This is a genomic window from Suilimivivens aceti, assembly GCF_025567405.1.
Classification (GTDB): domain Bacteria; phylum Bacillota; class Clostridia; order Lachnospirales; family Lachnospiraceae; genus Suilimivivens; species Suilimivivens aceti.
Map to the genome: position 1 here is coordinate 264,662 of NZ_JAOQKJ010000004.1, position 20,936 is coordinate 285,597.

A 20,936-nucleotide genomic window follows, 5' to 3' on the forward strand; every position below is an offset into this window, starting at 1 on the left:
TATCTTTCTATTTTCCATCCATTTGTATGTTACCGGATCAGCCTCATCTCCTCGATCACCCAGTAATCCTCTTCCATATGGTACTCTGTTCCACAATACGGACAGTTCCGCTGACGCACTGCATCAAAGCTGGCTCCGCAGCTGTGACAGTTAACCGAAGTAACTGAAAAACCCGGCACCTCCCTGTGCGCGACATTCCTGCAGATTGTTACATCGATCAGGTCACCTGTCTTTTTGATTTTTCCCTGTTCTTCGCTGTAATTGATCCACCAGGTACGGATAGTCAGATGCAGATCATCTCCCTGTTTTTTCACATTCTTAAGACACATACCATTCGTATAGGTCATCTCCAGAATATTTTGAAAACGTGCATCCCGCTCCTTTCCCCGGTACGCTGTCAGGTTCTGCGGTTCTTTCGCAAACACCGCCATACGGATCAGTGCTACCAGCTGTCCTTCAAATTTATCATAAGAGAAATTCGGATCATACGCCGTCATCATTCTCTTAATTTTGCTCTTGGATGAAAGAAAAGGAATCAATGGCAGATGCTTCATTCCATCTCTCTGAAACAGAGATGTCAGCATAAGAACCGCCGATGCCATCCATCCAAAGATTCCTCCTCCAATCAGTGCTGCCAGGTAAGCTGTAAACAGCGCTGCAGGCAGATTTCCATTGCTGGAAATCAGGGAACCCGGAATACAGATCAGCAGCACAATCCCCATAGACGCACCGATCACGATACGCTGCTGGGTAATATTTTTCGAAATAGAATCACTTCTGATAAAGTATGTATTAATCACTCTCGGGAAGAGATCCTTTACCCGGAACTGAGTCTTACAATATGGGCACCCACTGCCAAGCTGCTCTACCGAACTGACACAGCCACAATTCGGACAGGTTACCATCAGATGTGCTGTTTCCTGTTCATTTGGGGAATGCGCTATTATCTCATACATCACCTGCTCTACATTTCGCTGGTACAGCACTTCCGCCCCTCTTATAAACCGCAGCTCTCTGCTGATATTTTCATAAGACATATCTGTCGTATACCATGCAGATTTTCTAGACACGGTCGCTGTTCCAAAGCTTTTTCCTCTGGCCGGATAAATCCGGTTACGCATATGGATCCTCTTTTCATCTAGACGCTCTTTCTGCAGCTTCAGATAATACAGGGTATCCCCGTCACAGCTTACCGGTTCCTCTTCCTTTTCGTACCAGTGGTTCAGCTGAAGTGCCATCCGGTCAAAAATCCCACGCCCCTTATCCCACGCTGGGACATATTCCCGGAAGTCCTTTACTTCCTTATAAAAACGTTTCAGGAAAGGAATCCCCAGTATACATAAGACCACCCCTGTGCCAAGCAGGAGCTGTCTGATCAGAAACGACCAGTCTGTTGTCGCACAGGATGCTAACAATGAACCTGTCATCAGCAGAGATGCTCCCTTTATCAGATTCGCAGTATCTGCCTGCCTGACTTCCTCCTTACGGCTCTTCATTGTCAAATCTCCTAAAAGTGACATATATCCCCTTTCCAATAGTCAATTCACCTTTTCCCTGAATCCGGGTTTTCCGCATCTGAATCTATGATATTTTCAAAAAGAATACTATGACTTCTTAAAATACTTCATCTGTTCTTCCAAAGCAGCAGATACCTTTTTAATCATTCCGGTATCTTCCGAAATTCTGTCAATAGATTCCGCTATACTTGACACATTCGCCGTTACTTCCTCATTGCTTGCAGCATTTTCTTCACTGATCGCACTGAGTTCAGTTATATTATTTATAATAGTCTGCTTCAATTCCTCCAGGTTCTTTGTTTTTTCTGCAATAGTTCCCGCAGTAGCGACATTAGCCTCAATAATCTGGCTCAGGGTATCAAAACCGGTCTTAGCACTTCCGATATCTGCCTGCTCCTTTTCTGCCAGCGTACGCATCCGTTCTGTCAGCTCTACAGATTTATTGGATTTCTCGAGAATGTCATCCACAATATTTTTAATTGCAGCCGCACCCTGGCTGCTCTGGTCTGCGAGCTGTTTGATCTCTGTAGCAACCACAGCGAAGCCTCTGCCTGCCTGCCCAGCTCTTGCAGCTTCAATGGACGCATTCAATGACAACAGATTCGTCTGTGAGGTAATATCGGAAATCAGTTCCACTGCTTTACTAATGGACGCAATAGCCTCATTTGTCGCCTTTACCTGTACTATCATCTCTTCAATAATAGCCGAAGATGTATGAGAGCTTGTCAGTACCAGATTCATGGATTCTGAAGCATTACGGTTTGCGTGATCCATTTTATCGGAGTTCTCATTCAATGTCACCGTCTCGGAATGGATTGCAGTCACATTGTTCCCCATTTCCATCATACTGGTATTAACAGACTGTACATTTTCTGCGAGTGATACAGCTGTTTTAGACAGCTCATCAATGGCCTGTCTGATCTGGTTTGCTCCCTTACTGCTTGCAGACGCCAGCACATTTAACGATTCCATATTGTTGTCCAGCTGCATTGCGTGCCCATCCACCTCTGTGACAATACTGTTCAATTTATCCTTTAGAGCTGCAGATGCCCGGATCAGAGTCGTCACTTCACGAATTACAGATTTTACTTCCAGATTGCCGGACAGATCTCCATTTGCTACACAGTCAATATATTCTGCTGTCGCCAATAATGGTTTCCGTATCTTGAACGACAGATAAACCAATATTGCAGTAAAAAGAACGATCATACATCCAGCGAGCAGAACCAGGCTTCTCAACATACCGGATATTGCATTTCGGACTGCGCTTTCCCGTTCTCCGGAGAAAGCCATTCCCAAAATCTCCCCATCGTCTGACCGAACCGGCATATAATAGACATAATACCTTTCTCCGTTAATTTTCATCCCGTATGCCGCATAATCATTACCGGTTTTAACGGTTTCCCATACCTTAGGATCTGCCTTGGTTCCTTCAATCCTTTTTCCATCTTCGTCCACAATGGAAGTAATAAACCTCTCATCTCCCATGAACAGTGTCTGTTCAATGTGCTCCTCCTGCAGGGAGTCTATGAACTGATAGCTTATGTCATCCTTTTCCAAAATATCCTCACGGATATCCCATGTAAAATACTGTTCCACCGATGTGGAACAAGCCTTCAGCCGCAGATAGGTACTGTCAATCAACTCATTTTTCATTTTAGCTGATGCATACACTGTCAGGGCAACAATCGCTGCAATCATCGGAATACAGCCGATCATAAGGATTACCTGCAAATACCCCATTTTCTTTTTCATTTTAATACCTCCCATATCATTTTCATTGCTCCAAAAGATATTAAAATTATATCATTGCCACGATGAAAAATCCATACAGGTGGTCAGTCACTTCAGGGTTATTTCATGAAGGCTTTCATGAATTATTCACAGACAAATCTAACGGATCTTCTCAGCATCCCACTCCATTACGGATCCGGTCGCTGCATCAATCGTGAATTCATATTCCGTTCCACCGTAGATGATCTTTCCTTCATATTCCGGACGTCCGTCATCGTAATCAAGCTTCCATTCGTAGATATCTTTGTCCGTTGCACCACTTACACGGTCAAGAGCTGTTTTCTTTGCATCTGCCTCACTGACCGTAACGTTATTGCTATTTGCTCCCACCGTTTTTTCTTCATATGCAGAGCTTATGATCTCTCCGGTGTCTGCCGCAATCTCATAATCATATTTTGCACCACCTGCATACCATTCAATATCATATACCTGCCGTCCGTCTTCATAGTCAAGCTTTGACTTGGTGATCGTTGCATCCGCCGCTTCCTGTGCCTCCTCCATAGGGATCATCTGTGTCTGCTCCTTCGTCTGCTCCTGGCTGCTTGGCTGCGGAATGCTGGCTGCCGCATTATCTCTGCATCCGGTCAGGGTCACTGCAAGTGCAAATGCCGCTCCGGTAAAAATCCATTTCTTTCTCATACTCTTTCTTATCCTCCTATCAGATTGGAATGCGTAAAGTGTAGCCGATATCCTGCCAGATTACAAGTGAAATTTTTGTGTGCAGGGGAAATTTGTAAAAGTTTGACAAATATAGTAACACTTGCAATACCGTAAATTGCGCCGCCCATGCCTCTTTTTACGGATTCCCTGATTGTCTCCATTTTGTATAACAAAAGGCAGCCCACTATGGACTACCCTGATAAAAATAAAAAGCAGCAAATCATTTGCTATGTGTAGTGATATTCTTTCAATGTCACCTGTAATTGACAAACTTGAAGTTGATGAGCCAACCGACTATTATTTTTCGTTGACTTTAAGTTCAAGGATATCCGGACGTGCATAATGTCCAATCGCATCATGCTCCATCTTACAGGCGGCAGGCAGGCTCATATCGAGCTCTGCATAGATGATGGTTTCTTCATCCCAAACCGGCTTTGTCAAATAATGACCATACGGATCAATGATGCAGCTTCCGCCTCTGCACACAAATTCCGGAAGTTCCGATACGATATTGTGCTCACACAAGTCAGAAGGATACGAACTGCGTCTGATAATCATATCAGCATTTACAAAGAAACATTTCCCCTCGATTGCAATGTGCTGAATAGTGGCTTGCCATTCTGGATTGTCATTGGTATTTGGCGAAATATAAATGGTGATTCCCTTTTGATAGAGCGCTACCCGAGCAAGCGGCATATAGCTTTCCCAACAGATCATGCTGCCGATTGGTCCCCACGGTGTTTCAGTAACAGGGAAATAATCCTTATTCGCATCTCCCCACACAACACGCTCAGAGCCTGTGGGCTTCAACTTTCTGTGTACCTTATATGACCCGTTCGGTTCAAAAATGACATTGCTGTTGTAGAGCGTTCCACTAACAGCATCTCGCTCGGAAAATCCAAGGCTGATGTATGCCTCCGCTTTTTTGGCTGCCTCTGCGAGTTGTTGGAACTCCGAATCTCCGGCGACAACAGAGGCATCGTAGTATCGTTTCCAGTCTTTTCGTCCCTCATCGCTTCGTTTTCCCATGCTAAAACCGAAATTCATTCCAACAGGATATCCCGGAATAAACAGTTCCGGGAAAACAATTAAATCCGGTTTTTGGCTTGCTGCTTCACAAATATATTGAAGTGCCTTTTTAAGTGATGCGCTTTTGCTGAACATAACAGGCTCTGCCTGTACTAATGCGATTTTACAAGTGGTTTTGATATCCTTCATAACGACAATTTCACTCCTTTACAAATTCCGATTTGCATAACAGCAGTCTAACACATGCTGATAAAAAATACTACAACCAAACTAATTGTCTACATCTCCCTGCTATTCTTTTTAACTTTATTCTGACCCTGCGGATCTCTTCCTTGCTTTTCCGAAACTTCACATTGCTTTGTGCAAAGACGCTCTTTCAACGATGTGCGTCCCTGCTGCAGCTTCTGCTTATCTTCTTTACGATTAAATTTTTCCACACCATTGTTAAGCACATTGTCAATCATGTTATAATTCTGCTCTTCCATTTCCTCGATCTTAGCAAGCGGCTTGTACTCTGCCAGTTTTGCAAGCAGCTCTTTGGCTCTCTGCTCACTGTTCTCATCGGTGCCTTCTTCTATGGAAGTCTACAAAAAATTCTGCAAATGTCCGATATTTCCATTGCGTATATCTTCTGCGATCCTTTGCACCTGCGCTTCCTGATCCGATACCGTATCCCTATACTCATAAGGATCCATGTCATAAGATAATCGGTCAAGTTCTCCCGCAAGTGCCTGTATTTTCTGCTCTTTCGTTTCCCGGTCATTGACCTCTTTCTCTGGGAATGCTTCTACCAGCTTTTTAATAGCGTCCTGCACGCTCGGATGATCTCTCACATCCGGCATATAGTTGAGAAAATCTACATCAATCGTCTTTCCGATAAGAAGATCCACCTGGTCATCCTCCAGGCAGTCGGTTCCCTCTACATGAAGATTCACTCCGATTGCCGGAACTCCATTTAACCGTGCCGGATCCAGTTTCCGGTAAATCCGGATAGCATCTTCAATGGTTGGAATATCCTCATAATATGCTCCGATGTCATGAAATTCTCCACATTCTGCCACAGTAAATGTGACCGTAAGATCTTCTGCTTTTTCTTCCAGTTCATGCAGAAATTGTGGCAGACCGGTAAATCCGAACGTATCCACAAAATGTGCGCTGTTTTCTCTGTTTTCATGCAGTACCACAATGTCACTGACAGAAAGAGAATGTGCCTTGTAGTCTGCCGGGTTATCAATATTGAACTTCGTATAGATGGCTTCCAGTGTTTCCCCTGCGTCCTTCCCCGGAATTCAGACAATTCCCCCATATACACCTGTTCATAATTCTCCGGCACTATGGTATCAAAATTATACTTGGTGATCCCCATACGTTTCAGACTTTCCGTTCCTTCAAAGCGGAACTTATCCAGTTCAGGATTCTTCTTTAACTGGTAAATGCCATATTTATCCATACTTCCATGGAGTAACTGTGCAGCCTTTCGTGCATCAGAAGCTTCTTGCTGTTCCTGTGATTTATTGATTTTTGTCTCCGAATCCTGCAATGCATCAATCTCTTTCTGCGCATCCATCATAGTAAGCTCCACATCCTTGTCTGTAAGTTCCTGTACTTTTTGTTTTTCTGTCTGATTATCTGTCATAGATTACCTCCATTTTTGCATGATAAAAGACAGCCCACAATGGACTGCCTTGATAAAAGAAAAAGCAACAAATCATTTACTGATCTACTGCCTGATTCTTTGGTATTTACTTGTTACTTATACCAATACCGATTTATTTTCTTTAATAATTTTTTCAATCTCTGCAATGCTTTTTTTCGTTGCAAGCGAAATTTGCTCTAAAGAAAACTTATTTTCATACATATTTATAATGATCTCAATCTTTGTATCATCTACAATTCCCTGACTCAGATTACACATAACGCTCACATCCTCTCTAAATTCACTGCTGATTGGGATATTATACTCATGTTCTATGATATCCAGTTTTCCCTGCTCTTTCAATTCGCTTGAGAGAAGTGCACCAATCAAACGATGCATTTCATATTTTTCCTTATATTCTGGAATATCATTCGTAATTCCAACTAAACGATATTCAACAGATTCAAATGCGGAATACCTGTTTTATGTCATCATAATTCGTGTTTACAAAATCTCTCTTTTTTTGAAGAGACAAGCACCTTACACTATTAAAGCAGTCTTAGTAACTGCACCAGCTCATGTGACTCCTGTTCTTTTGAAGTGGTTTGTCTGGTATCAAACTGTGAAAATCTGTTATTATTATAGTATTTCAACAGTTTATCATCATTATTTGTCTCAAGGAATACCACCATTCCTCCACCCATATACTGCATTTCTTCGATAACCGACCATGCCAGTTCCAGCATCTCTGCTCCGGTAATTCTATTGTTTCGACCTTCAGCAAAATTCTTGCCAAGCTGTGCGATCAAATATGCTGACATTGTATATGTCTGTGATTTTTCATCCAGCTCACTTATTCGCAGTAATTTTCTTTTTACTGTGTTGCTTACTGTTTCACCTCTCACGGTCAAAGGCTTCAATGCTATACTAAAATAGCCTATCAGTTCTCCCTCATCATTGGAAAAGACCAAATATGTAACGGACTGATTCTTTTTGGTAAACTCTATTGCATTTTTCTTCAAAAAATATTCAACATCCGGGTTCTTTGGACATGAAAAATCGGAGAGCATTCTGACAAGCGCAGGCTCTCCGACCTCTTCATCAGTTCCTAAAGCTAAATACTCACGAATGTTAATCATCGTATAATTATCTCTGACCGACATCCGCTTTCTTCCTCTTTTCCATGAATTTTCTCAACTCTGCTTCTCCTTTTATCTGTCTCGCAGATACTGGAGTGCGCACCGGGCGATTATTGGCAGAATTCTCTATCGCATCGACAAACATCTCTACCTGCTTCTGACCGGATATGATAAAATTCTTCGTGATACTAGAAGTTGCCATATAAACACCTCCTTTATTAGTATGGCTGTTCTTCTGCCTATTACTCAATGTAATTTGCATTCTTTTCTACCTTTATTCTATTATGGAAATATCCGCTTTGCAACACAAAAATTATGAAAATTATATTACTTCCTCCTTCCTCTTGTCTTATCCACTGCATCCCTTCCTGCAGGTGTCCCGGACACCCTTGCCTTCATTTCGGAGAGTCTCCCCTTTAATGAAGTCCGTTCCGCTGGTCGGTCTGCAAGTTTTCTTTCCGGTTCTTCTTCCTGCCCTCCTCGTCCATGCCAATCGCATCATTCCCCTTTTCATCCATATTCAAAAGAGCGTTCAGTGCTGTCAGACGATCCAGCTTCTCACTAAGCTCCGCTTCCTGTGCAAATGGTTTATTTACCTCTGCTTTCGCAGTTTCAAGCTGATGTTCCACATTGGAAAGTTTCGTCTGTGCTTCCTCAAGCTGTGCCGGCATTGCTTCCAGTGCATTGTTGATACGGGTGATATTGCCGAGCGGATCAGCGCCGACTTCCATCGGATGGCTCATGGCACCTCTTTTAATTTCTCGTAGTAGAATTTCTCATGTGCATCGCTGATAAAAATAATGTTCTCTGCACCTAACGCTGTACTGTTCATGTTCTTTTCCTCCTTGATGTCAAACGGATATTCGCAATCCGCTTTGCTACTTGCTCATAACACTATCTGTTGCTGCCACACCATATAGTGTTAAATAATTGACTATAACAGAAAAGGACGAACTCATCTTCTAAAATGAATTCGTCCTTTAAGGCACAGTTATTAGGTTGTTTCAATACATCTCATAGGTTATTCAGTATGATTGGGTATTTTTTTGATGTACTTTTGATGTACTAACCCTCATTTGATGTACTATTTCAGGAAGAAAAACCCTTTTATTCTTCTGCCAAAAGCTTCCTCTTCCGATCAATCATTTCATCAATCTTCTCAATATACAGCCCTACGTCCTTCACATTGTCGCACCGTTCGATCCTGCCATTTCCATATACCCGTTTTGTCACCGTACCGGCGCCAAGGGCAATGATCGTCTGGACTTCCTCCATGATCAGGATATTATAGATGCCAAACCTGCCTTCTCTTGCATATCCCACATTTTCAAAGTTACCGGACATATTTTTCTGACGGTAGAGATAATAGGGAACCATCCCCATTTCCCTGGCTCCGTTTTCGGCAATCTTCATTGTCTCATCTGTATTGTGAAGTGCCTCGATCCCGTTTTCCTCAATCCACTGATTCAGCCGTGATGCCCGTTTGATGGCAAGGGAATGTACCGTCAGGGAATCCGGATTCAGCTTCTTCACCTCTTCTATAGTTCTCCTGACGTCCTCTTCATCCTCTCCCGGAAGTCCGAGGATCAGATCCATATTGATATTGGTAAAGCCCTTTTCCCTGGCAAGATAAAAGGCCTCCTTTACTTGTTCTACCGTATGCTGTCTGCCGATCAGTCTCAGGGTCTCCTCCTTCATGGTCTGTGGATTGACAGAGATCCTGGTCACGCCGTATTTTATTAATACCTCAAGCTTATCTGCTGTAATACTATCGGCTCTTCCGGCCTCCACAGTAAATTCCTTCACCTGTGAAAAATCCAATGTTTTCTTCAGGAAAGAAAGAAGTCTCTCTAATTCCTCTGCTGACAGTGTAGTTGGTGTTCCGCCGCCAATATAAACTGTGTCCAGTACCTTGTCCTTATAGATCTCTGCCGTAAAGGTAATTTCCTTTTCCACTGCTTCCAGATATTCACTGACCCTCTTTTTCCAGGATACGATCGGGAAGGACGTAAAAGAACAATACAGGCATGTAGTCGGGCAGAAGGGGATCCCGATATACAGGCTGTAGCCGTCCTGATAGTGGATCGTGGAAAGAAGCTCCTTTTCCCTCTCTGCAATCTCCAGGGAAAGCCCTGCCTTTTCCTCACTGACCAGATAGGTATCCTTCATATAGGAGAGGATCTCTTCCTCATTCCTTCCTTCAAGCAGCATTGTCATGGGAATTTTCGTTGGCCGGATCCCAGTCAGCGTCCCCCAGGGAAGCTGCTTTCCCGTATATTCGGAGAGTGCGACATAGATCAGCTTCTTTAAACGGTTCTTTACCTCTGTTCTGTCAGGTGCATCTGAAATCACTACCTTTTTTGCATGAAAAGAAGAGGAACCTCCTCCTGCCTGGATCAGCACCAGGACGATCTCCTCTTCCCCGATCTGCAGGAAAAGATCCAGGTACCCATCGGATGAACTTCCGGGTTCCCCTTCTCCCTCTGCATGGACTCTGACCTCACACTCCGGATAAAAAGCCTTTACCAGTGAGTGGATATCATATTCAAAGCCCGCCTTATTTAATGTTATTTCGATTACATTCTGTTCCATAGGTTCTGTTATCATCTTCCCTTTTTATTCTACCGTTACTACCTTAGCCAGGTTTCTCGGCTTATCTACATCAAGTCCCTTATCCAGGGAAACATAATATGCAATGAGCTGCAGCACGATGGATACAGGCATTACCATAAACTCATCCTTCATCACAGGCAGCCGGAAAATACGGCTCCAGATCTTCTCCTGTTCCAGTTCTTCCTGTCCCTTGATCAGAAGAATCACCCTGGCTCCTCTTGACTGTACTTCCTTGATATTGGACAGCTCCTTGCTCTTTAATTTATCCTGCGTCACTACCGCGATCACAGGTGTTTCCTCCGTAATCAGAGCGATGGTTCCATGCTTCAGCTCCCCGGACGCATAAGCTTCCGAATGGATATAGGAAATCTCCTTCAGCTTCAGGGATCCTTCCAGTAAAATGGAGTAGTCAAGACCGCGTCCAATCATGAACACATCCCTTGCATTCAACATGGTATCTGCGATATGATGGATTTCTTCCTTGCTTTTCAGTACCTCTTCCATAACTGCAGGTACTCTCTGAAGCTCCTCCATGTATTCCTTCATCTGCTCATCACTCCAGAGCTTTCTGGCTATAGCCATTCTTGCAGTCAGAAGGTACAGCACGGCAAGCTGGGTCGTATAGGCCTTGGTGCTTGCCACTGCGATCTCCGGACCTGCATTGGTATAGATCACATATTCACTGGCTCTTGCAATGGATGCACCCTTTACATTAACAATGGAAATACTGGGTGATCCACACTTTCTGGCAAACTTCAATGCTTCCAGCGTGTCAATCGTCTCTCCTGACTGGGAAATAGCGATCACAAGCGTTGTTTTATCCACAATAGGATCATTATACATAAACTCGGAAGCCATGACTACATCCACATGAATACCGATCAGTGACTGGATCAGGCTCTTTCCTACCAGTCCCGCATGCATGGCTGTTCCGCATGCGATCACACAGATCCTTCTGCAGGATGCAAGCATCTCATCCGGGATTCCCTCTGCTGTAAAATCCGGTTTTCCATCTTTGATCCTTGGCTTCACTGTTTCACCAATCACCCTTGGCTGCTCCATGATCTCCTTTTCCATATAAAAAGGATAACCCCCCTTATCGCTGCGGCTGATATCCCAGTCCACTGTCAGCCAGTCGATCCTTGCCTTATCGCCGGAAAGATCATACATCTCAATTCCATCCCCGGAAAGGCACACCACATGAAACTCAGGTACAACAAAATACTGTGTTGTAAAAGGCACGATCGCTGCCACATCGGAGGACAGGATCGCACCATCCTCTGTATTGGCTGCTACGATCGGACTTACATTCCTGACCGCAAAGATCTTACCGGGAATATCATCAAACATGATCGACAGCGCAAAGGTTCCCTTCAGCTTCAGCACCGTCTTCCTGATTGCTGCATAAGGATCTCCTGTATAAAAATGGGAAAGCACAGCCGCCACTACCTCGCTGTCTGTCTGAGAGGTCAGTTTTCCGTCCAGCTCATACCTCTCGATCAGCTGTCTGTAGTTCTCTATAATCCCATTATGGGTAATCGTCACATCTTTAAAATGATGGGGATGGGCATTTTCATCACTCACACCCCCATGGGTTGCCCATCTTGTATGGCCGATTCCGCAGTGACCTGTGACATCATTTTTTGCACAGAGTTCCCTGAGGTCATGCACTCTGCCCGCCTTCTTAAAGATTCTTACCGGACCCCCGTTCTCCGGGAACAGCGCAATACCTGCACTGTCATAGCCTCTGTACTCCAGAAGCTCCAGCGCATCCAGCATGATCTCACTGGCCTCTCTTTTTCCTGTATATCCAATAATCCCACACATATATCATCTTCCTCATCTTTCTCTATTTTTCCGGCCTCTCTTCATTATATTCAAAAGCTCACCCTTATAGCCGGTTATCTGTTCTGATTTAAGATCAACAGTCACTTACAACTGCATTCCTCATTTTCTTCGTTGTATCGTATTTGTTTTGCAGTTACCCGCATATTTGCCGATACATCACGCAGCGAAGAGCTACGGAAGGGCACCCGCCGAATTTTCGATAACCCTTCTCCTCGTCGTCCCGTTTCCGGGCACTGGCGCTAAATGAGGAAGATGATAACAGTATCCTATTCATTTTTCAAGGAACAGACCTTCATCAAAAATGTCCGGACAAAACGCTTACAAGCCTTTTGGCCGGACATTTCCTACATATTATACACAACTTACCATATCTTGTAAAGCCACCTACTCGTAGACAGCATACTCTCCATACTCTTCCCAGATATTACAGATCCATGTTTTTCCCTGGTTAAAGATGATCTCCTGATCATTTTCGTCATAAAATTTCGCAGGGGTAGCATCTCCGTCATATCTCTTCCAGGTGCCCTTAATCACCTTTCCACCTGTAAATACGATGGCATCACCTTCTCCATGCACTCCAAAAGCAAGATAGTCATGATCATCCCTGACCTCGCCATGGCAGTACTGGAATACCACATTGGACACTGCAAACTGGCTTCCATCGATCTCATCCACCTGCTTTTTTCCATCCTGATAACGATAATACAACCCATCGTCTTCATGATATTCGAAATAAGGATTATAGGCTCCATAACCACCTTTGTTTCCTTCTGTACCGCCGGGCATGATCTTCACTGCTGTTTCTGCATCTTCATAGCTGGTCTCTGCCTTTACCCCATCTGCTGCAAAGGTAAAGGGCGGTACATAAGCATCATCATACTCCCACGTATAGCCCAGTCTGTCTGCCGCCTTCTTCATGCCATCAATAAACAGATAGCCGGTAAATTCTGTTGCATATCCAGGTCTTGAAACTCTGTCATAGGCCTCTGGTGCCGGATTATAAATACCTTCCACCGGCGCACTGATATTCTGTACAGTATCCCTGTTGATCAACTCTTCCACATAAGGTCTTGCCAGTCCCCAGTTACAGTAGATTGCCTCGTAACCCATAGCCACATAAACGAAATAGTCACGGCTGCTGCGGATGGGTCCGATCCTGTCAAGGTCATCAAAATCCTCAAACACAGCCATCAGTCTGGTAATTCTTCCTTCTACAGGTGCTTCATAGACGATACTGGCTTTGGAAATACCGTACTGCGGCATTGCCGGTGAATTATTCGGAATCATGACTGCGATCGGCCTTCTGTTTGCCACAGCCTCATCCTTCCATTCGCCGGTAAGATAGCTCTGCATCTTTCCATCTTTTATTTCCCTCTCTACAGGGATCACCCCTGCACCAGCTTCTTCCTCTGGCGTCTCCACCTCTTCTGTCGTTTCTTCTGCTGCCGGTGTTTCTATAGGTGTTACCGCCAGATTCTGTTTTTCTTCCTTCTTACTGCCGCATCCTGCCAGCAGCCCTGCTGTCATAGCCGCAGCAAGCAGTGTGATGATCACTCTCTTTTTCATGGATCCTTCCTTTCTTTCGCCTATACAAAGGCATTATTTTCTTTTTCGTAACCAATTGTTGTCATCATGCCATGTCCCGGATATACTCTGGTTTCATCCGGCAGGGTAAACAGCTTCTCCTTCACAGATCTGACCAGTGCACTCATGCTGCCGGTCGGGAAATCTGTTCTTCCCACGGATTCCTGAAACAGGGTATCTCCACTGATCAGGATCTGATCTTCTTCAAAATAATAACAGCAACTGCCACCGGTATGTCCCGGTGTGGCAATAACCCTTCCCCGGATTCCTGCGAACTCAAATTCCTCTCCATCCCGGAACAGATGATCCGGTGTAATGCCGCAGCTTCTTCCTACTGCTGCAGAAACATTTAAGGCCGGATCCTGGCAAAGCTTTTCTTCTCCTTCGTAAGCATATACCTCCGCGCCTGATCTTTCCCTCAGCTCTTCCACTCCCCAGATATGGTCAAAATGACCATGGGTCAGGAGGATCGCTTTAATCTGAAATTCTTTTTCCTGCAATGTCTCATAAAGGAAGCTCCCCTTATCTGCCGGGTCAAAAAATATGACTTCTCTGCTGTCCTCCCTGTGTATATAGTAACAGTTGGTCTGACAGACACCAAGTGTCAGACACTCTACCTTCAGATTTCCCATACTTTTCCTTTCTTTCTATGATTTTAACCGGTAGTTCTCTCAATATCAATAACGCTGTCAATGCTGCGGATCTTGTCCGTGATCCGGATCAGTTCCTCTCTTCCGCTGATCTCAAAGGAAATCAGCATGGTGGCAAGTCCCTGTTTGCTTGTCCTTGTATTGACAGAAAGAATATCAATATTTTTCTCGGTCAGGGCACGGCTGATATCTGCCAGCAGGCCATTTCTGTTATTGGCATAAATCTTGATCTCTGCCAGATATTTTCCTGTTTCCTTATCCGGCGTATCCTCCCACTCGGCATCGATCAGTCTCTCTCTTTCAATCTCCGGCAGATTCAGGATATTGATACAATCTGTTCTGTGGATGGAAATGCCTCTTCCTCTGGTAACAAAACCGATGATCTCATCTCCGGGTACCGGTGAACAGCACTTAGAAAACCGTACTGCCAGATCATGGATTCCTTTGACAATGATCCCATTGCCGGAACGCATTTTAGCCGACTCATTCTGGGCGTTCTGACTATTCTCCTTGATCTGCTCAATCACCTGCTCATTGGTCAGTACTGTCTTATGGTCATTCTCATAGAATTCCATCATCTTATTGATGATCTGGCCTTCCTTCAGACCACCATGACCGATAGCCGCCAGTACGGCATCCCAGTCCCGGAAGCCGTATTTGCGCATGATAGCTTCCATATAATCCGGCTTAAGCAGATTCTGGATATTGATGCCTCTTGCCCTGCAATAGGTATTCAGAAGCTCCTTGCCCTTTACGATATTTTCTTCCTTAAATTCATTTTTAAACCACTGATTGATCTTACTCTTGGCCTGAGTGCTCTTTACAACATTCAGCCAGTCACGGCTCGGTCCCTTGGAATTCTGGGATGTTAAAATTTCGATCCGGTCACCGTTCTGGATCTCATAATCAATAGTCACCAGCTTACCGTTTACCCTGGCTCCTATCATCTTATTCCCGACCGCACTGTGGATACTGTAGGCAAAATCGATCGGTGTGGAGCCAGCTGGCAGGTTCTTTACTTCTCCTGTAGGTGTAAAGCAGTAAACACTGTCTGAAAACAAGTCCAGATCACTCTTTAAGAGGTTCATGAATTCCTTATTATCAGACATATCCCGCTGCCATTCCAGGATCTGACGCAGCCAGGTCAGCTTCTCTTCCTCGGAAACATCTGCCTTTTTACCATCAGATGCTTCCTTATATTTCCAATGCGCAGCAATACCATATTCTGCTGCCTTGTGCATTTCAAAGGTACGGATCTGTATTTCGAAAGGCTGTCCATTGGAACCGATCAGTGTGGTATGCAATGACTGATACATATTTTCCTTTGGCATGGCAATATAATCCTTAAAACGTCCTGGAATGGGTTTATACATCTCATGGATCACACCAAGCGCCGCATAGCAGTCCTTTACCGTATCTACAATGATCCTGACAGCAAACAGATCATAGATCTGGTCAATCGTCTTGTTCTGATTCTTCATTTTTTTGTAGATGCTGAAAAAGTGCTTGACTCTTCCATCAATCTGCGCCTTAATTCCAGCATTCTTTATATGCTCACTGACTTCGTCAACAATGCTTTGGATATATTTCTCCCGGACACTCTTTCTGACTGCGATCTTGTCTACCAGGTCATAATATGCCTCCGGCTCCAGATATTTCAGAGAAAGGTCATCCAGCTCTACCTTTATTTTGGAAATACCGAGTCTCTGTGCAATGGGTGCATAAATTTCCAGCGTTTCTCTGGCAATCCTCTGCTGGCTCTCCGGCTTCTGATACTGAAGTGTCCGCATATTGTGAAGACGGTCTGCCAGCTTGATCAGGATCACACGGATATCCTTGGCCATGGCAAGAAACATCTTCCGGAGGTTCTCTGCCTGCATCTCCAGACGATCCGGTTTGTCTCCGTCCCGCATGAACTGCAGCTTCTGCAGCTTGGTCACACCATCTACAAGAAGTGCCACCTCATCTCCGAACTGCTCCCGGATCTCATCCTCTGTCATAACAGTGTCTTCTACCACATCATGTAAAAGACCGGCCGCAATGGTTTCCTTGTCCATCTCGAGATCCGCCAGTATGATTGCCACATACAGGGGATGAATGATATAAGGCTCACCGGACTTTCTGAGCTGATCCTTATGTGCCTCGGAAGCTACCTTATACGCCTTTTCGATCAGTGAAATATCATCCGAAGGGTGATATTTTTTTACACGGAGGATCAGATCCTCATAAAGCTGCTCCGGGCTTTGATATTGTATGGACTCTATTCTGCCGTCATCCAGCACAAGTTCCTTTTTCTCTGACATACACGCACACCTCTGTCGCTCTGTGTTCCCTTTTAGCATATTCTTAATTATTATATATTTTTTCTATTCTGACGTCAATTGCCCGATAGACAGGAGGAACGTAAAAAAGCGGATCATCCATTTGGACAATCCGCTCTTTGTAAACTCGCAAATCCGTGCTGACGCACTTGTTACATCATTCCGCCCATTCCGGCTCCGCCTGCAGGCATTGCAGGAGTTTCTTCCTTAATGTTCGCAACAACTGATTCTGTTGTCAGTAAGGTAGATGCTACGCTGTTTGCATTCTGCAGTGCGCTTCTTGTAACCTTGGCAGGATCAAGAATACCAGCACTTACCATATCTACATACTCTTCCTTCAGAGCATCAAATCCAACACCAACCTCGGACTCTCTTACCTTGTTGATGATAACGCTTCCTTCCAGACCGGCATTTGCTGCGATGTGGAACAGAGGAGCTTCCAGTGCCTTCAGAACGATCTGTGCACCTGTCTTCTCATCACCTTCCAATGTATCAGCCAGTTTTGCAACTTCCTTGGATGCGTGGATATAAGCAGAACCACCACCACAGATGATACCTTCTTCTACAGCTGCTCTTGTTGCTGCCAGTGCATCCTCAAGACGAAGCTTAGCTTCCTTCATTTCTGTTTCAGTAGCAGCACCTACACGGATAACAGCTACGCCGCCTGCCAGCTTGGCAAGTCTTTCCTGTAATTTCTCTCTGTCGAAATCAGATGTGGTCTCTTCGATCTGACCCTTGATCTGATTGATTCTTGCTGCAATTGCTTCCTTATCGCCTTCACCGTCAACGATAACAGTATTCTCTTTCTGAACCTTAACAGATTTTGCACGGCCAAGCTGATCCATCGTAGTATCCTTCAGTTCAAGACCAAGCTCTGAGCTGATTACCTGACCACCTGTAAGGATTGCGATATCCTCCAGCATAGCCTTTCTTCTATCGCCATATCCGGGAGCCTTGACAGCTACTACATTGAAAGTACCACGCAGCTTGTTGACGATCAGAGTTGTCAATGCTTCACCCTCTACGTCCTCAGCAATGATCAGCAGCTTTGCACCTGACTGAACGATCTGCTCCAGTAAAGGAAGGATCTCCTGAATATTGGAAATCTTCTTATCTGTGATCAGGATGTAAGGATTGTCAAGAACTGCTTCCATCTTATCCATATCTGTTGCCATATATGCGGAAATATATCCTCTGTCGAACTGCATACCTTCTACAAGGTCGAGCTCTGTCTGCATGGTCTTGCTTTCCTCGATTGTGATAACACCATCTCCGGAAACCTTTTCCATAGCATCTGCTACGAGCTGTCCTACTGTCTCATCACCAGCAGAAATAGCTGCTACTCTTGCGATATGCTCTTTTCCGTTTACCTTGGAGCTCATCTTCCTGATTGCCTCTACAGCAGTCTCAGTGGCCTTCTTCATACCTTTTCTTAAGATGATCGGGTTAGCGCCTGCTGCCAGGTTCTTCATTCCGGCGTTTACCATAGCCTGTGCCAGAACAGTTGCTGTTGTAGTACCATCACCTGCTACGTCATTGGTCTTGGTTGCTACTTCCTTAACAAGCTGTGCACCCATGTTCTCGAATGCATCTTCCAGCTCGATTTCCTTTGCAATGGTAACACCATCATTGGTAATTAACGGAGCACCAAAGGACTTGTCAAGAACAACGTTTCTTCCTTTCGGTCCAAGGGTTACTCTTACTGTATCTGCTAACTGATTTACGCCTGCTTCCAGAGCGGCACGTGCTTCTGCACCATATTTGATTTCCTTTGCCATAATATATCGGCCTCCTTTAACTTTTTCTTTTTTCAATAAGATTACTGGATCACTGCAAGAATATCATTTTGCTTTACGATGATATATTCATCCTCATCAAGCTTTACTTCTGTTCCTGCATATTTGGAATAGATAACCTGATCTCCAACCTTAACTTCCATCTTAACTTCCTTGCCTTCAACTACTCCGCCAGGACCTACGGCAATAACCTCAGCCTGCTGGGGCTTCTCCTTGCTCTGTCCGGGTAAAACGATACCGGATTTGGTAGTTTCTTCTGCCACTAACTGCTTTAAAACAACTCTGTCTCCTAAAGGTACTAATTTCATATGAACTGCCTCCTTAAATTATGTTAACTTAATCACTTTCTTTGTTCTGTTAGCACTCATTTAATCTGAGTGCTAATCACTAAAACCTATATTAATTTTATATGTCTCTGTTTGCAAACAGTATTACAGTTCGTTTTTAACGTCTTTTCTCTTATTATCTCGTTTTTTCTCTTTTTTTCTTTCATTTTCTTATTTTCGTGTCACAGAAATGATTTAATAAATAGTTTATAATTTCCTCTGTCTGAATGCTGTATTCCCCATGCTTAAGCTGCAAAGTGCATCATACTGTCCGTACATTTTCTGTACCTCATTCTCCAGAATATAATAATGCCTGACGTAGGGAATGAGCAGGATCAGCAGGGCTCCCGAAAGCAGGATCGGAAAAAGCTCCCTGGAAACCACAGTCAGCAAAATTGCCAGCATTTCCAGCAGGGCAAACGTAACTGTCACGATCAGATGTACCAGCCTTTCATGCTGAAAAAGGGAAATCTGCACCAGATGTTCCTTCTTTATCCGGCTGATCTCCTCCTCTGTAACATTCTGCTCCTTCGAGAGCCTCAGAAGTTCCTCGTCCATAAACTTACGGTACTGCAAAATTCTCTGTTCCATTCTGATGATCCTTTCTGCCTGTCCTGTCCACCCAAGCTTTCTGCACAGCAGAACCGTCTGCGCATCTCTGCCGCTCAGCAGTCCCACTGACATTCCTTCATATCCACATGATTCCTGTCCTTAAAGGTAACTCCTTCCTCCAGAAGCCGTTCCCTCTGCGCTGTAAAATGAGGTGCCAGCCTGCCCGCATGGTTCACCACCCGGTGGCAGGGATACTCTCCATAATAATCAGAAATGCTCAACACCTTTCCCACCAGTCTTGCGTTCCGGTCCTTACCGATCAGCTGGGCGATCTGTCCGTAGGATGCTACCTTTCCTGCCGGAATTTCCTCTACTGCAGAAAGAATCTCATAGATCAGATCTTCATTTAAAGTTGTCATATTCCTCTCCTATCCGCTTCTGTTTTCCTGTATGTATAACAACAGAAAAACGGTATGGCCCCTGCCATACCGTATCCCATATCCTTTCAGAAATGCTTATCTGATATCTGCTTTACTTAGCCTGCTTCAGCCCTTTTCTGAGGCGTTCCTGATATCCCTTCGCATTCTTCACTTCAAATTTGTTATTGAACATTTCGTACTCTGCATCAGAAAGTCTGTCTTCCAGCTTTTCTTCAATATTCGTCTTGATCACATACCCGATCGCTACTGAAGGCGCCAGGATCCTGTCCTCATAGGTATCACAGGCTCTCTGCACTGCTTCCATATATGATTCGGCCTCTTCCTCGGTTGCCATGGGGATAAGTACCCCGAAAGCATCTCCGTCAATCCTTCCGATTATGTAATCCGGACCTGCCTGATTCTTCAGGATCGCCGCCACAGTCTGGATCAGTCTGTCACTTTCCTCATCTCCAAAGTGGTCATTGACAAATTTCCAGTCATTGATGTTCACATTCAGCACGGCGATCGGTACTGCCTCCGACCGGTCAATTGCTTCCATTCTGGTGAGAAAATAATTTCTGTGGTAAACACCTGTCAGCGGATCATCCGTTTCATTCTGGCTGATCTGGCGGCGTCTTTCCTTCAGAAGCCGCTCAAGCTCCTCAAGATAAATGCTGGTCTCCCTACGTTTGTAGGCCTCCTCGCCAAGCTCCTCCAGAAGAGCAACGGTACTGTCTACCATATCAGAAATCTGTCCACTGTTTTCTGCAGACACGATTTCTTTAATATAAAGATGTCCGATCGTACGGTTCTGTACCCTGATCTTCCGCCCGGGATCATTGACAACATCCGGATAAAAACCCAGGAAGCTGTCCCCGATCACGATCTCCTTTTCTCCGTGTCTTGCCGTCAGAAGGATATTGATCTCCAGCACATCTGCAAGACTCTGCAGATACTCCCTGACGGTATCCATATCATATAAATGGGAAAATGAATAATTCTTGATATTCTCCCTGATCCTTCTGTCATAAGGTATTGAATGATATCCCATA

18 protein-coding genes and 2 pseudogenes are annotated in these 20,936 nt (G+C 44.5%); all 20 read right to left on the reverse strand.

The window, feature by feature from the left end:
• Window positions 1-29 precede the first annotated feature (29 nt).
• Window positions 30-1,496 (reverse strand): hypothetical protein, encoded by a 1,467-nt coding sequence (locus tag OCV77_RS06465; protein WP_262574115.1) that lies wholly within the window; start codon window positions 1,494-1,496, stop codon window positions 30-32.
• 108 nt (window positions 1,497-1,604) lie between these two features.
• Window positions 1,605-3,272, reverse strand: a complete 1,668-nt coding sequence (locus OCV77_RS06470) for a methyl-accepting chemotaxis protein (RefSeq protein WP_262574116.1) — start codon at window positions 3,270-3,272, stop codon at window positions 1,605-1,607.
• A 138-nt stretch (window positions 3,273-3,410) separates the two neighbouring features.
• Complete coding sequence (locus OCV77_RS06475; protein ID WP_262574118.1) at window positions 3,411-3,950, reverse strand: PepSY domain-containing protein; 540 nt, start codon at window positions 3,948-3,950, stop codon at window positions 3,411-3,413.
• Window positions 3,951-4,268: 318 nt separating this feature from the next.
• Window positions 4,269-5,189 carry a carbon-nitrogen hydrolase family protein gene (locus OCV77_RS06480; protein ID WP_262574119.1) on the reverse strand — a complete coding sequence of 307 codons (921 nt, stop codon included), beginning with the start codon at window positions 5,187-5,189 and terminating at the stop codon, window positions 4,269-4,271.
• 89 nt (window positions 5,190-5,278) lie between these two features.
• Window positions 5,279-6,483: pseudogene (locus OCV77_RS16895) on the reverse strand (YodL domain-containing protein); the annotation flags it as partial.
• A gap of 270 nt (window positions 6,484-6,753) precedes the next feature.
• Window positions 6,754-7,035: a hypothetical protein gene (locus OCV77_RS06505; protein ID WP_262574122.1), complete on the reverse strand. Its 282-nt coding sequence runs from the start codon at window positions 7,033-7,035 to the stop codon at window positions 6,754-6,756.
• Between the two features lie 149 nt (window positions 7,036-7,184).
• Window positions 7,185-7,799, reverse strand: coding sequence for a GNAT family acetyltransferase (locus OCV77_RS06510; RefSeq protein WP_117471368.1), 615 nt, complete (start codon window positions 7,797-7,799; stop codon window positions 7,185-7,187).
• Window positions 7,783-7,977, reverse strand: a complete 195-nt coding sequence (locus OCV77_RS06515) for a hypothetical protein (RefSeq protein WP_117471369.1) — start codon at window positions 7,975-7,977, stop codon at window positions 7,783-7,785. The genes OCV77_RS06510 and OCV77_RS06515 overlap by 17 nt, the downstream gene beginning before the upstream one ends.
• Window positions 7,978-8,191: 214 nt before the next feature.
• Window positions 8,192-8,518 (reverse strand): hypothetical protein, encoded by a 327-nt coding sequence (locus tag OCV77_RS06520; RefSeq protein ID WP_262574123.1) that lies wholly within the window; start codon window positions 8,516-8,518, stop codon window positions 8,192-8,194.
• A 2-nt stretch (window positions 8,519-8,520) separates the two neighbouring features.
• Window positions 8,521-8,607, reverse strand: a pseudogene (locus OCV77_RS16900) (DUF6075 family protein); the annotation flags it as partial.
• 275 nt (window positions 8,608-8,882) lie between these two features.
• Window positions 8,883-10,367: a coproporphyrinogen dehydrogenase HemZ gene (hemZ, locus tag OCV77_RS06525; RefSeq protein ID WP_262574124.1), complete on the reverse strand. Its 1,485-nt coding sequence runs from the start codon at window positions 10,365-10,367 to the stop codon at window positions 8,883-8,885.
• Between the two features lie 24 nt (window positions 10,368-10,391).
• On the reverse strand, window positions 10,392-12,215 hold the full coding sequence (gene glmS / locus OCV77_RS06530; RefSeq protein WP_262574125.1) for a glutamine--fructose-6-phosphate transaminase (isomerizing): 1,824 nt from the start codon (window positions 12,213-12,215) through the stop codon (window positions 10,392-10,394).
• 405 nt (window positions 12,216-12,620) lie between these two features.
• The gene (locus OCV77_RS06535) at window positions 12,621-13,802 is read right to left on the reverse strand and encodes a DUF3048 domain-containing protein (RefSeq protein WP_262574127.1); all 1,182 of its coding nucleotides are present in this window, start codon (window positions 13,800-13,802) and stop codon (window positions 12,621-12,623) included.
• A gap of 20 nt (window positions 13,803-13,822) precedes the next feature.
• Window positions 13,823-14,452 carry an MBL fold metallo-hydrolase gene (locus OCV77_RS06540; RefSeq protein ID WP_262574128.1) on the reverse strand — a complete coding sequence of 210 codons (630 nt, stop codon included), beginning with the start codon at window positions 14,450-14,452 and terminating at the stop codon, window positions 13,823-13,825.
• 23 nt (window positions 14,453-14,475) lie between these two features.
• Window positions 14,476-16,773, reverse strand: a complete 2,298-nt coding sequence (locus OCV77_RS06545) for a RelA/SpoT family protein (protein WP_262574130.1) — start codon at window positions 16,771-16,773, stop codon at window positions 14,476-14,478.
• Window positions 16,774-16,943: 170 nt separating this feature from the next.
• Entirely contained in the window at window positions 16,944-18,569 is a 1,626-nt protein-coding gene (gene groL / locus OCV77_RS06550) for a chaperonin GroEL (protein ID WP_118799458.1), read from the reverse strand.
• A gap of 41 nt (window positions 18,570-18,610) precedes the next feature.
• Window positions 18,611-18,895: a co-chaperone GroES gene (locus tag OCV77_RS06555; RefSeq protein ID WP_118799456.1), complete on the reverse strand. Its 285-nt coding sequence runs from the start codon at window positions 18,893-18,895 to the stop codon at window positions 18,611-18,613.
• Between the two features lie 225 nt (window positions 18,896-19,120).
• The gene (locus OCV77_RS06560) at window positions 19,121-19,597 is read right to left on the reverse strand and encodes a hypothetical protein (RefSeq protein ID WP_262574133.1); all 477 of its coding nucleotides are present in this window, start codon (window positions 19,595-19,597) and stop codon (window positions 19,121-19,123) included.
• Window positions 19,579-19,884, reverse strand: coding sequence for an MGMT family protein (locus tag OCV77_RS06565; RefSeq protein WP_262574134.1), 306 nt, complete (start codon window positions 19,882-19,884; stop codon window positions 19,579-19,581). The genes OCV77_RS06560 and OCV77_RS06565 overlap by 19 nt, the downstream gene beginning before the upstream one ends.
• A gap of 112 nt (window positions 19,885-19,996) precedes the next feature.
• Window positions 19,997-20,935 carry a GGDEF domain-containing protein gene (locus tag OCV77_RS06570; RefSeq protein ID WP_262574135.1) on the reverse strand — a complete coding sequence of 313 codons (939 nt, stop codon included), beginning with the start codon at window positions 20,933-20,935 and terminating at the stop codon, window positions 19,997-19,999.
• Window position 20,936: the final 1 nt, after the last annotated feature.